The following is a 12,094-nucleotide window of genomic DNA, read 5'->3' as shown; positions in this document are numbered from 1 at the left end:
GCCCTCAGAATAAACTATGATAAACCCCTGTATAATAAATTTGTTCTGTTCTCATCAAAGATTTACTTTAAGCAGTTCGCACCAAAATTCCTGTCAAGTACTTTTTTACTTCTTTTTCATTTTTTTCGCTGAATAGTTACGTATGTTATTTGTTTTATCTTGGCTATATCAGAGATATCAAAGATATATAATCCCGCTTTGTCAGTTGGTTTAGGCTTGGCGTCATACTGAACTAATGCGAAGAGAAAGTTTGGGGTCTTTTTCGGGATTATTAACTTTTTGACGAATCCCGGCATGGGTAATGTGGTTGTTATATAGGGATAAAAACGATCTGTTTCTACCGCTTGAACCTGAAAGATCCCGATTACTAAAACCAATAATAATAACGTAAGGCTAAAAGTTCTTCCGGCATGGTACAGTTTGAACTTTATTGGGTGTTCAACGTTAATCATCTTTACTCCCTAATTGTTAGAAAGATCTGTTGTATCAAAATGCCATAAGTTCCTTTTTCCTGGGGCAACAATATAATTGTGCTAAGGAAATTTATAATAGCTGCATAACAGATTGCTGGAAAAAATCATCTCTGTATTTTTCTATGTAAAGACCGGTCTTTGCGGATGCGCGATTTTTTTTATGTTACGCTGGAAACTGATGTCGTGTGGTTTAATTTATTGACTTAATATTGAACTGACAACACGATTAATACTGATTCCGGATTCAGCCGCTCGGATAGCAAGATTGCGATGAACCTCCGGAGGAATTCTGACCATAAACTTGCCACTATACTGCCGACAAGCAATAGGCTCCGGTATAGACTCATCGTTGGCTTCCATATCTGCAACAACTTCTGACACTAATTTACGTATTCCTTTTAAGGTAGCTTCCGGTGTAGCAGAAAGCCAGCTCAGGCTTGGAAATTCAGCACATAAACCCACATGTTCATTATCATTCTCTGACCATGTTACTCGGTATGTATATCGGTCATTTTTTAATGCCATGATTTACCTCCAATTTTTCAATAGCCAAAAGTACCTGCTTCACCTGATATGATTTTGCTTTTCCTTTATCATTTTGTATATTTATTCGTGGGTCTCCTTGCCAGGGTGTTTTGTAAATTCGGTGACTGCCGGTGCTTTGACGTGGTTTACCAAAGAAATGATCGCAAACCTTACATAAATCGGTGAAACGTATTCCTGTCGGGGTTTGCGTCATTCTGATTATAATCTCGTCAATTTTAATCATGTTATTATAGTATCATTATTGATATCATTGTCAAGGGCCAATATCGGTTTAATACTAATTTATCTTCATTTATTTAAAGCTAATGAGATTATCGAAAAAGCACTTTGCAATTCACATATTTTATCAGCAAAGTAATTTTTTTTAAGAAAAGATCTTATTATAATATTGTTTTGATTAAGTTCTTAGCTTATGGCAAAATACTTGCTAAATTCCAATACAGAAAAAATATATAAACCGGGAAAGATTATTAATAATATTACCACCGCCAAAGTGAGAGAAAGGGGGAAGGAGCAATATGTTAAACAAACCGGCGTATCAAAAACTTTTATCTGTATTGTTCATAACGGCTTTTTTATTAATAGGGGTAAGCTCTGCCCATGCTGACACATATTTTCGTTCAACAATCTATGATCTAAACAAGTATGTTTACTCAGGTGTGCCTATACCATCTGGCGTGGACCCGACAGATACCAGCGACAGCGAGATGTGCTGGGCTGCAGCATCTTCTAACGTGCTTATGTACACTGGGTGGGGATTTGATCGTAATGGAAATTCTTCAATAGAAATTTATGATGATATCTACCACGATTTCCTTGCCGATTATTCGAATGTAGCAGGCAATGGAAGTATGGCATATGATCATTATGTTTCAGATTTTTGGGGGGCAACCCTTGCCGCAAATTCTGATGCATGGTTTAACTATTTTTATACGTACACTCTTGATTCAAATATTGTTCAAACTATTGATAGCTATCTTCACCTGGACTATGGGATCTATTTATCCATCACCAATGATGTTGGTACATTAGGCCATGCTATAACCGCCTTGGGTTATGAGACAGACGATAGTGGAAATTATACAAGATTGGCTGTAACAGATTCAGACAGAGCAACAGGAATTGGTGAAACACACCTTCAGTGGTACGATCTCGACTATAGAAACAACAGATGGTATTTGGCCGACTATGGTACTGATGTTTATATTCGCAGAATTGATGCGTTTGACCAAAATCCATATGCTTCTACTGTTCCCGAACCGGCTACTATGCTCCTTCTTGGTTTTGGATTAGTCGGGCTTGCAGGTTTCAGAAGAAAGATAAAAAACGCATAATATCAAACACTCCATTGAAATATTCAAGGCAGGGTCTCATACGGCTCTGCCTTTTTATATTGAACAAGGCACAGAAAGGGCTAATGTTTTTCGGGTTGTTTGAACAGTGGCCACCGGTACATCCCGGTGAGATTTTTGCGAGAAGACGTACTTAAAGACCTTGGCCTTTCAGTTAGCAAAGCTGCAAAGCGGCTCGGTGTTTCTCGCCAGCAATTGCATCGTGTTTTAGCTTGCACACATCCTATTACAACAGAAATGGCTCTTAGAATAGGCAGGTTTGCCGGCATGGTCCAGTGCTATGATTGAGAATGCAGCAAGCATATGATTTATGGTACGATGAGCATCGGATGGCAGATGAATTGTCAAAGATAGAATCGGTTGCCTCAGATTGCTGTAACGCTTAATATGAAGGATGAAAAACAGCGTATTACAACAGCGGCATAACGTACTGCCGGAAAAAATCAAAAAAAGGATCTCTGTATTTTTTTATATTCTCTACAATATCCGTATCATTTATATGCTCAGGCGTATCGCTTACAAATTTGAAAAGATAACATTGCGTGTTAAATTTTTTGCAGGTTTGGATAACGGAAGCGCTTTCCATATCTACAAGATCTGCCAGTAAAGATATTTTTTTTCTTTCTACAGGATCAATAACCGGGTGGTCTGAGGTTGCTATTTTTGCGTGTGAAAATTCTTCCAAAAAATCCGGTTTGTGCACATAAGGAGTTTTTGATTTCCAATGCGGTCTGTCAAACTCAACAGCTTCTGTGATATGAAAGCTTTCTCCAAGCAAATGCTTTGTGCCTGTTGCTCCTGCCGCGCCAAGATTGATTATGCTGCAATTGGGAAATGTTAAGCAAGTATAAGCGCATGCAATTGCCGCGTTTGTTTTTCCTATTCCTGAAATAATAAGAATATAGTTTTTATTTTTGTAAACTGGAAAGGGTTTTTCGCTTTCGCGAATCAATGAAAGCCCGTCTATAAAGGGTTTGGCTTCAAGAGTAGTTGCCATTAGCAGACAAATTAAAGAATGTTTTTCCACCTGGCCATTTCCTCCAAAGCGTTAATAGCATTTCTTCCGGCTTCTCCTAAAGATATGCTGAAATCATTGACGTAAAGATTAATGTGTTCATCAACTACTTTTCTATCCATTTCCTGGGCATGATCCAGTATGAAAGATTGGGAATCTTCCCTGTTGTCTTTTGCGTAAATTATAGAATTTTTGATTAGAAGTTCTACTTGATCTTTATGGCTGATTGTATCAGAATCTTTTCTTATTGCTATACAGCCAAGAGGAATGGGAAGTTTTGTTTCTTTTTCCCACCACTGCCCAAGGTCAATAATTTTTATGCAATCATAAGCAGGGTAAATAAACCTTCCTTCATGAATGATAAGCCCCGCATCATATTCACCGTTTTTTATTCCGGGCAGAATCTGGTCAAATCCGGTTACAATTATATTTTTAATTTCGGGATTCCAAAGCTTTAAAAGAAGAAAAGCAGTAGTATAGTTTCCTGGAACTGCAATTTTAGAAGTTTCTGAAAACCGGTGCTTTTTACCTGACACCAGAAGAGGTCCGCATCCAAAGCCAAGGGCAGCGCCTGAGTCCAGAAGTTCATAATGTTCTTTTAAAAGAAGATATGCATAAAAAGAAAGTTTTGTGATTTGATATGTTTTTTTAAAAGCTGCAATGTTAAGCGTTTCAACATCATCAATGTGCAAAAGAAAATTATATCCCAAAGTATCTATGCGATCGTGAAGCATTGCATCAAATATGAATGTATCATTCGGACACGGTGAAAAGGCTATGGAAAGATTTGTCATTTTAATATCTTCTTATAATCTGGTAATCTGAATCTCTTAACACAGGCGTTTTGCCTGTATTTTTTATAATATCAATAAATTCTTCCGTACAAACTTTGGTTTCAATGCCGGTGGCCTTTACTACTGTTTCTTCCATCAGAACACCGCCCATGTCATTTGCTCCCATGGTAAGTGCAATTTGTGCGGTTTTCAGACCTTCGGTTAGCCATCCGGCCTGAATGTATTTGATGTTATCTAAAAAAATGCGCCCGATTGCAACTATTTTAAGATAATCTATGCCTGTTGCAGGCTCAATATCTTGCAGTCTTGTATTTGCCGGAGAAAATGACCAGGGTATGAAAGCCCTGAATATTTTTGTTTCATCCTGAATATCACGCAAAAAATTCAGATGTTCGATTTTTTCTTCTTCGGTTTCGCCCATGCCGTAAGTCATAGTTGCAGATGACTTCATGTTGTGGCGGTGTAAAGCAAATACCACATCGCGCCATTGGTCTTTGCTTGCTTTATTCGGACTTACCTTTTTACGTATCCTGTCTACAAGTAAATCCGAAGCACCGGGAACGGAATCCAAACCAGCATCTTTTAATTGTGATACTACTTCATCTATTGAAACAGAACTTTTTTTTGATATGTGAAAGATTTCACTGGGTGAAAACGAATGAAGATATATTTGCGGAAAGTGCTTTTTTACGTTTTTCACCATAGATATATATTCATTAAGAGTATAATCGGGGTGGAGCCCGCCTTGCAACATAACCTGGGAGCCGTTTATTAAGACCAGCTCTTTGATTTTATCCAGAATTTCATTAGGTGAAAGTTCGTAAGGTTTTATTAAATTTGCCCTTGCGTGATATGCGCAGAAATTACATGCCGCTTCACAAATATTTGTATAGTTAACTATACGATCAATAATAAAGCCTACTTCTTCTTTGGGCGAAATCAGCTTTCTTCTCATGTTACCGGCTTCGCCAAGTTCAATCAAATCCCATGAAAAAAGGCTGCAAGCTTCCTCTGGTGTAATTCTGTCACCATTATATATTTTTTGTTTTAGTTTTTCTTTTATACTACTTTCTGTCACCGTTTTTCTCCCGCTTTACAAGACTCTTTATTCCTTTTTCTGATACATATTTTTTAATCTATCGAAACCGGCTGTTGCCTGTCAACAGGATTAATCACCGTCAAGTAACCGGCCAAGCCCGCCTAAAACAGAACCTTCGCCAACGGCTTTACCGCCTTTGGCAGGTGCATGCTGAATAATACGGTCAGCCATACGCGAGAATGGCAGGCTCTGAAGATAAATTTTCCCCTTTCCCTGCAAAGTGGCTAAAAACAAACCTTCACCGCCAAAAAACATAGATTTCAGGTTGCCGGCACGTTCAATATTGTAGTCTATACCGGGGGTAAACCCGACAATACATCCGGTATCCACCCTTAAGATTTCACCATTCAGTTCCTTTTCCACGATCATGCCGCCTGCATGGACAAACATCATCCCGTCGCCTCGCAGGCGTTGTAATATAAATCCTTCACCCCCAAAAAAACCAGTTCCCAGGCGTTTGGTAAAGGCAATACTTATTTCCGTTCCCAGGGCTGCACACAAAAACGCATCTTTCTGGCAGATGAGTTCCCCACCGATTTTACCCATATCGAGTGCAATGATTTTTCCGGGATAAGGTGCCCCGAATGCAACACGTTTTTTACCACTCCCGGTATTGGTAAAGTGGGTCATAAATAATGATTCACCGACCAATGCCCGTTTGCCGACATCAAGCAACTTTCCCATAAAACCTTTATCCGGATTGGAGCCATCACCCATTTTGGCTTCAAAGCTAATACCTTCTTCCATCCAGTTCATGGCGCCTGCTTCAGCTATAACAGTCTCACCCGGATCAAGCTCCACTTCCACGATTTGCATATCATCACCATGGATTTCATAATCAACTTCATGACATTTCATATAAAAACCCCCTGCTTTTTTATGTTTCAGACACCAATTATACAAAACACAGAGCCACTTTCAAAACGTTTCAGTTTGGTCAAGCTCAATGCGGGAGAAAATTTCAACCACAGGAATACATTGAGTATTTCGAGGATAGCGCTAAAGCTTCACTTCGTGCGAAATTTGAGCCCAACGCAAAGATCGGCCGAAATGGGGCGTTTTGAAACTGGCTCAGAAGCAATAGTTTAATATGATCTTTAAAGCATCACCTCATTACTAAGCTCATTTGTATCATCATGTTTGATCGGAAAATACTTTGCTAATTCCTTGCCGCATTCTTCTATGGCGTGGCTTGCAGCTTTTCCCTGTTCTTTTCTCTTTATTCCTTCCGAAAGCTCTTTTGCTATTTTGCTCCAGAATTCGGGCGCTATTTTTTCATTTATTCCTTTATCGCCTAAAATCCATACCCGGTGTTCCAATATTGAAATGAAAATAAGAATTCCGGTTTCATCCCGTGTTTTATACAATCCTTTTTCATAAAATGCTCTTACAGCCCGTTCTTTTACAGCTTCATCTATCCTTTTGGTTGATAAAAAAGGTATTTTTATTTTTGGGTATTTTGAAAATATGAATTTTACGGGAAAATACAGGATAAATAATATAGGGATATAAGTCCAGATGCTTGTATGGCCAAAAGCTTCCGCTAAAAAATGAGCTGAAAAGCCTGATAAATTATAGCTCCAGTCGGCAGCTTTTATTGCAATATAATATGATTTGATAATTTCCAAAATAAGCGCAGAAAAGCTTGAAAGTACAAAAGCCCCCAACATTTCGGCTTCTTTGTATGAATCGCTTGAGTCCAGAACCATTATTGCTATTTCACCGGAAGTATTAGTTTCAGCTTCCATAATGCTGTTTGAGATATATTGTTTATCTTCCGGTGTGAAAAATTCTAATGCTTTAGTTGTCATAATTATTTCCTTTTACCAGCCTCCTGATGATCCGCCTCCGCCAAAACCACCACCACCACCTCCAAAGCCACTGCCTCCGAAACCACCGCTTCCGAAACCACCACCTATAAAACCTCCCGGATGATGTCTTCCGGCTCCACCTGAAACAGCTCCTGAAAAAAGACCGAAACCAAATCCGCCTATTGCAAGAATGCCAAGCAATAAAATGGATAATCCGCCAAATGAAATAAGAGAGATTACGGGAAGAAGTATAGCACCTGTCACACCGCCAAGGACTTTTGAAATATTTGATAAAGCCGCAGTTATAACAAATAAAAAAATAAGTAGCGCAAATATTGGTGTTTTGCCTTGCTCCTTACCGGTTTTCGATCTTGATGCGACATATTCGCCTTTAACTACAGACACAATGGCATTAGCACCGGCTAAAATTCCGCCATTAAAATCACCTTGTTTAAATCTGGGAATAATCTCATTGCTTATAATTCTTCCGGACATAAGATCCGTAAGTTTTCCTTCAAGCCCTTGCCCCACTTCAATTCTTAGTTTGCGGTCATTTTTTGAAACAAGAAGAATAGCGCCGTTATCCAGATTTTTCTGACCTATTTTCCAGGTTTCGGCAACTTTTATAGAAAATTCCTCCAGGCTTTCTCCTTCAAGAGACGGAATCGTAAGTACCACTACCTGTGTTGAATCGCTTTGTTCAAGCGCTGATAGTTTTGAATCCAGTACCTGAATTGTTTGAGGAGAGAGTATGGCGGCATAGTCATTCACTCTCCCTTTCAGTTGCGGAACATCAAGCGCTTCGGCTTGATATGGAATAATTATAAAAAGAAATGCAATTAACCAGTATTTCATAAATTAACCTCTTTATGTTATTGCATTGAAAAGTTCACTTTGGGTGCGCTTTTTGCTGCTTCATCTGCTTTAAAAGGTTCTTTGCGTTTAAGATGAAGCATAAGAGAGTTTGTGAGTGAGTTGGGGAAAATCCTGATGCTGGTATTGAAATCCTGCACAGCCTTGTTATACCTTACTCTTGCAACGTTTATCCTGTTTTCTGTTCCTTCAAGCTGATTCTGCAAATCCATAAAATTTTGGTTTGCCTTCAAATCAGGATATCTTTCAACTACAACCATAAGTCGCGAAAGGGCACCTGAAAGCTGGCCCTGAGCCTGCTGAAACTTTCCCATTGCTTCAGGATCATTGATCATATCTTTTGAGAGCTGCATGGAGCCTACTTTTGCTCTTGCTTCGGTAACAGCAGTCAATGTAGAAGCTTCATGTTTTGCATAGCCTTTTACTACTTCGACAAGATTAGGTATAAGATCAAGACGGCGCTGATAGCTTGCTTCAACATCCCCCCATGCCGCTACGGTACGCTCTTCATTGGCTATCATGGTGTTGTATCCGCAGCCCGTGAGTGAGAGAAGAAGTATAAGTCCAATTAAAACAAATAAATATTTTCTTTTCATTTTTTTCTCCTGATTGAAATTTGATGGTTTGCTGAAAAATTAATATAACATATTGATACATCATTAAAAATATATGGTCAAGGGCTCCTTATAAAATCAGGAGCTTGATAGTCTATAGGTTTGCGAACTTATGGACTGTATCTCTTAGTTCGGGAAGTTTTTTTGCGAAGATGAGAGCACCTAAAACACATGTTATTCCCCCTATTGACAAAGTAAGCGGCACACCAAAATACTTTGCTGTCCCACCGGCTAAAAGGCTCCCGAAAGGAACTGTGCCCATAAGCGCCATTATATAAATACTAAGAACCCGGCCACGTTTATCATCTTCAACAATAGTTTGTAAGATAGTGTTGCTTGAGGCCATTTGCAGCATCATGCCAAATCCTATTAAAATCATTAATACCATTGAAAGCAAAAAGGAACGTGAAAAAGAAAATAAAATCAAACCAATACCGAAAATGCTTGTAGAAGAAGGAATAATTTTCCAAAGCCCCCGGATGCTGTTTTTGGATGCAAGATAAAGCGCACCCGCTAAAGCCCCTAAACCGGAAGCTCCCATGAGAAACCCATAGGTATCGGAACTGCCATGAAGTATTTCTTTAGCGAAAGCCGGCAGAAGCACTGAATAAGGCATTCCCATTAAACCTACCAGGGCGAAAAGAAGTATAATATTTTTTAGTGGTCTGAAACTAAAAGCATAAGAAAAGCCTTCTTTTAACTCTGTAAAAACATGTGTGGTTTTCTTGTTTATTATCCTTGGGGCAATGTTCATTTTCAATAATGAAGTTACAATTACAATATAGCTCAATGCATTTATGATAAAACATACACCTTCGCCTGTTGTGGCAATTAATATGCCGGCAATTGACGGGCCCAACAGCCGTGCTGCGTTAAACATGGAAGAATTTAAGGCGATTGCATTTCCAAGGTCTTCTTTTTTTTCTATCATTTCCAAAAGAAGCGAATGCCGGGCAGGAATGTCGAAAGCATTGATAGAACCAAGAAATATGCTTAAGATGATGATGTGCCAGATATTAATGTTCCCGTAGAAATAAATATACACCAGGATTAAAGCTTGTATTGCCGCCAGAAACTGAGTGGTTATTAAAATATGATAGCGATTCCACCGGTCTGTCAAAACTCCGGAAAGAGGGGATAGTAAAAATGTAGAAATCTGGTCACAAAAGCCGACCACACCCAATAAGAATACGGAATTTGTAAGTTTATACACCAGCCAGGATATTGCTATTCGTTGTATCCATGTGCCGATTAGTGAGACGCTTTGTCCTGCGAAAAAAAGACGAAAATTATTATGTTTAAGAGAACGGAATACAATTTCAAGTGCCGAGTGCTTTTCAGTCTCCAACGCAAATCCCTATTTCTCTGGCTGTCCTTATAGTATCACCATCAAGCGGAACCCGTTTAATTTTGCCGATAATGTCTTTAAGAGGGATGGCTTTGATATTTGGCGATTCCAATGCTATCATTGTGCCGAATTTTTTCTCTTCAACAAGTCTTAATGCCCCGGCCCCGAAGCGAAGTGCAAGAAGTCTGTCAAATGTGGTAGGTGATCCTCCTCTCTGGAGATGTCCCAGTACCATGAAACGGCTGTCTTTGGCGGTTTTTTTCGCAATTTCGTTTGCAACACGCTCGCCTATGCCGCCTAGTATAACATCCTGGCGTCCGGCTTCCCCTTTACCTTTGTTAGTTGTTTTACCTCCCAGAGGAACAGCGCCTTCAGCTACAACTACTATGGCATAGCGTTGACCATGTAGTTCTCTTCCCATAATATGATCGCATACCTTGTCTATATCAAATGGGATTTCAGGGATTAAAATAGCATCAGCCGAACCTGAAATGCCGCTGTTTAAAGCAATCCATCCTGCGTTTCTGCCCATAACCTCAACAACCATAACACGCTCATGTGATTTGGCGGTTGAATGCAAACGGTCAATTGCTTCTGTGGCAGTGCTGATGGCCGTATCGAAACCGAAAGTTATATTTGTATGTACCAGATCATTGTCTATTGTCTTTGGCACACCGATTACAGGAATCCCTTTTTTAAACAGTTTGTACGCAATCTCAAGGCTTCCATCACCGCCAACAGCAATGAGACAGTCCAGCCTCAGGCGTTTGAAGTTTTCCACAACTTTGTCGGACACATCTCTGTATTCGATTTCGCCTGCTGCATTGGCAACAGGCATGTTAAAAGGATTGGCTTTGTTTGTGGTTCCCAGAAAAGCTCCTCCAATGCTTGAAATATGCCACACCTTTTCAGGTGTTAAGGATATGATTTCATTTGTGTCAATAAGTCCTTCATAACTGTTCTTGATTCCGTAAACTTCCCAGTTTCTGTTTGCGGCTGAACGAACCACGGCTTCTAAAACAGCATTGAGACCCGGTGCGTCTCCTCCGCCCATATTAATGGCAATCTTAAAACTTTTTGGCATAAAGATCTCCTTTTAATTCGAAAGCTGAACTCTGAAATTATCTATATTTAATACATTTTGTCACTGATAACAAGCATATTGTACAGGGTAACCGCATTTGGACTTCATATAATCCTCTCGGAGGTGAATCCATATGAATTCCCCCTTAACAAAGGGGGTAGGGGGTTGTTTCGTCTTCACAATACTTTTAATCTATCTTTCGAATGCCGCCACTTCCTAAACTTCCTCTACATTACTATCATTAAACCATAGAATCGCTAAGTCCACCGGCTCCATTGCCCGTTATCGTTTCATATCCTCCAGGAATTAATAATGTTGATAGAGTCATTCCTAGTTATATAATATCTTCATTACAACCCCCTTGATCCCCCTTTTTTTAAGGGGGAATTGGTGAGGTATTCTTTCAAATACAGTTATACTGATTTTCTGTCTTGTATGCTATGATAAATTTCCAAGTCAAGGTAACCGAATTTAGATTTTTCACTAAGCCCAATAAATTTCCCCTTAATAAAAGAAGACATCACTTTAATTCCCCCTTAACAAAGGGGGCCAGGGGGTTGTCCCTTCTTCATACTCTTTTCAATCCACCCTTCGATTGCCATTAAAACACTTTCTATATCTTTATTTACATCATTATCATTGAACCTTAAAACAGTTAAGTCCTCAGACTCTAATGCCTGCTGCCGCTTCTTATCGTGCAGAAATTTTCTATCATGACTTTCTCCATCAATTTCAATTACCAGTTTCAGTTTGCTGCAATAAAAATCAACGATATAATTCCCGATAGGCTTTTGCCTCGTAAACTGATAACCTTTCATCTTTCTGCCATTTAAATGTGCCCAGAGAAGAACTTCTGATAAAACACCTTGTTTTCTTAGTTCTCGTGATAGAGCTTTTAATTTCGGGTTATATGTAATTTTTATCACAACCCCCTTTATCCCCCTTTGTTAAGGGGGAATTGGTGAGGTATTCTTTCAAATACAGTTATACTGATTTTCTGTCTTGTATGCTATGATAAATTTCCAAGTCAAGGTAACCGAATTTAGATTTTTCACTAAGCCCAATAAATTTCCCCTTAATAAAGG

At 39.2% G+C, this 12,094-nt stretch carries 14 protein-coding genes and 1 pseudogene; 2 read left to right on the top strand and 13 right to left on the bottom strand.

Annotated features, from left to right (window positions below):
* Positions 1-116: 116 nt before the first annotated feature.
* The 3 genes from KKC46_15125 to KKC46_15115 all read right to left on the bottom strand — a co-directional run bounded on the left by KKC46_15125 (position 117) and on the right by KKC46_15115 (position 1,242).
* Positions 117-452 (bottom strand): hypothetical protein, encoded by a 336-nt coding sequence (locus KKC46_15125; protein ID MBU1055134.1) that lies wholly within the window; start codon positions 450-452, stop codon positions 117-119.
* A gap of 216 nt (positions 453-668) precedes the next feature.
* Positions 669-998 carry a type II toxin-antitoxin system HicB family antitoxin gene (locus tag KKC46_15120; protein MBU1055133.1) on the bottom strand — a complete coding sequence of 110 codons (330 nt, stop codon included), beginning with the start codon at positions 996-998 and terminating at the stop codon, positions 669-671.
* Positions 982-1,242 carry a toxin HicA gene (locus tag KKC46_15115; GenBank protein MBU1055132.1) on the bottom strand — a complete coding sequence of 87 codons (261 nt, stop codon included), beginning with the start codon at positions 1,240-1,242 and terminating at the stop codon, positions 982-984. The genes KKC46_15120 and KKC46_15115 overlap by 17 nt, the downstream gene beginning before the upstream one ends.
* Positions 1,243-1,537: 295 nt before the next feature.
* Between KKC46_15115 and KKC46_15110 the strand changes: the two genes are divergently transcribed.
* On the top strand, positions 1,538-2,353 hold the full coding sequence (locus tag KKC46_15110) for a PEP-CTERM sorting domain-containing protein (GenBank protein MBU1055131.1): 816 nt from the start codon (positions 1,538-1,540) through the stop codon (positions 2,351-2,353).
* A gap of 83 nt (positions 2,354-2,436) precedes the next feature.
* Positions 2,437-2,655, top strand: a pseudogene (locus KKC46_15105) (HigA family addiction module antidote protein).
* Positions 2,656-2,780: 125 nt separating this feature from the next.
* Here KKC46_15105 and KKC46_15100 read toward each other — a convergent pair.
* The 10 genes from KKC46_15100 to KKC46_15055 all read right to left on the bottom strand — a co-directional run bounded on the left by KKC46_15100 (position 2,781) and on the right by KKC46_15055 (position 11,932).
* Complete coding sequence (locus tag KKC46_15100) at positions 2,781-3,398, bottom strand: hypothetical protein (protein MBU1055130.1); 618 nt, start codon at positions 3,396-3,398, stop codon at positions 2,781-2,783.
* On the bottom strand, positions 3,380-4,180 hold the full coding sequence (locus KKC46_15095; protein ID MBU1055129.1) for a 1,4-dihydroxy-6-naphthoate synthase: 801 nt from the start codon (positions 4,178-4,180) through the stop codon (positions 3,380-3,382). Before KKC46_15095 ends, KKC46_15100 begins: the two co-directional genes overlap by 19 nt.
* A gap of 1 nt (position 4,181) precedes the next feature.
* Positions 4,182-5,258 carry a CofH family radical SAM protein gene (locus tag KKC46_15090; protein MBU1055128.1) on the bottom strand — a complete coding sequence of 359 codons (1,077 nt, stop codon included), beginning with the start codon at positions 5,256-5,258 and terminating at the stop codon, positions 4,182-4,184.
* Positions 5,259-5,348: 90 nt separating this feature from the next.
* Positions 5,349-6,137 carry a TIGR00266 family protein gene (locus tag KKC46_15085; GenBank protein MBU1055127.1) on the bottom strand — a complete coding sequence of 263 codons (789 nt, stop codon included), beginning with the start codon at positions 6,135-6,137 and terminating at the stop codon, positions 5,349-5,351.
* Between the two features lie 239 nt (positions 6,138-6,376).
* Positions 6,377-7,090, bottom strand: coding sequence for a TPM domain-containing protein (locus KKC46_15080; protein ID MBU1055126.1), 714 nt, complete (start codon positions 7,088-7,090; stop codon positions 6,377-6,379).
* A 12-nt stretch (positions 7,091-7,102) separates the two neighbouring features.
* A complete protein-coding gene (locus tag KKC46_15075) occupies positions 7,103-7,945 on the bottom strand; it encodes a TPM domain-containing protein (protein MBU1055125.1) in 843 nt (280 codons plus the stop codon).
* 17 nt (positions 7,946-7,962) lie between these two features.
* On the bottom strand, positions 7,963-8,559 hold the full coding sequence (locus tag KKC46_15070; protein MBU1055124.1) for a LemA family protein: 597 nt from the start codon (positions 8,557-8,559) through the stop codon (positions 7,963-7,965).
* Positions 8,560-8,671: 112 nt separating this feature from the next.
* Positions 8,672-9,925 (bottom strand): MFS transporter, encoded by a 1,254-nt coding sequence (locus KKC46_15065; GenBank protein ID MBU1055123.1) that lies wholly within the window; start codon positions 9,923-9,925, stop codon positions 8,672-8,674.
* Positions 9,915-11,009: an ATP-dependent 6-phosphofructokinase gene (locus KKC46_15060; protein MBU1055122.1), complete on the bottom strand. Its 1,095-nt coding sequence runs from the start codon at positions 11,007-11,009 to the stop codon at positions 9,915-9,917. The genes KKC46_15065 and KKC46_15060 overlap by 11 nt, the downstream gene beginning before the upstream one ends.
* 536 nt (positions 11,010-11,545) lie before the next feature.
* On the bottom strand, positions 11,546-11,932 hold the full coding sequence (locus KKC46_15055) for an endonuclease domain-containing protein (protein ID MBU1055121.1): 387 nt from the start codon (positions 11,930-11,932) through the stop codon (positions 11,546-11,548).
* Between the last annotated feature and the right edge of the window lie 162 nt (positions 11,933-12,094).

The sequence above is a fragment of the Pseudomonadota bacterium genome, from assembly GCA_018817425.1.
GTDB lineage: Bacteria > Desulfobacterota > Desulfobacteria > Desulfobacterales > RPRI01 > RPRI01.
The sequence above is the reverse complement of the archived record's forward strand: the minus strand, read 5'-3'. Positions and strand labels throughout refer to the sequence as shown.

Coding starts and splice junctions, on each gene's coding strand:
- KKC46_15060 (MBU1055122.1), bottom strand. CDS start 11,009: ATGCCAAAAAGTTTTAAGATTGCCATTAATATGGGCGGAGGAGACGCA.
- KKC46_15120 (MBU1055133.1), bottom strand. CDS start 998: ATGGCATTAAAAAATGACCGATATACATACCGAGTAACATGGTCAGAG.
- KKC46_15125 (MBU1055134.1), bottom strand. CDS start 452: ATGATTAACGTTGAACACCCAATAAAGTTCAAACTGTACCATGCCGGA.
- KKC46_15075 (MBU1055125.1), bottom strand. CDS start 7,945: ATGAAATACTGGTTAATTGCATTTCTTTTTATAATTATTCCATATCAA.
- KKC46_15115 (MBU1055132.1), bottom strand. CDS start 1,242: ATGATTAAAATTGACGAGATTATAATCAGAATGACGCAAACCCCGACA.
- KKC46_15095 (MBU1055129.1), bottom strand. CDS start 4,180: ATGACAAATCTTTCCATAGCCTTTTCACCGTGTCCGAATGATACATTC.
- KKC46_15070 (MBU1055124.1), bottom strand. CDS start 8,559: ATGAAAAGAAAATATTTATTTGTTTTAATTGGACTTATACTTCTTCTC.
- KKC46_15110 (MBU1055131.1), top strand. CDS start 1,538: ATGTTAAACAAACCGGCGTATCAAAAACTTTTATCTGTATTGTTCATA.
- KKC46_15080 (MBU1055126.1), bottom strand. CDS start 7,090: ATGACAACTAAAGCATTAGAATTTTTCACACCGGAAGATAAACAATAT.
- KKC46_15085 (MBU1055127.1), bottom strand. CDS start 6,137: ATGAAATGTCATGAAGTTGATTATGAAATCCATGGTGATGATATGCAA.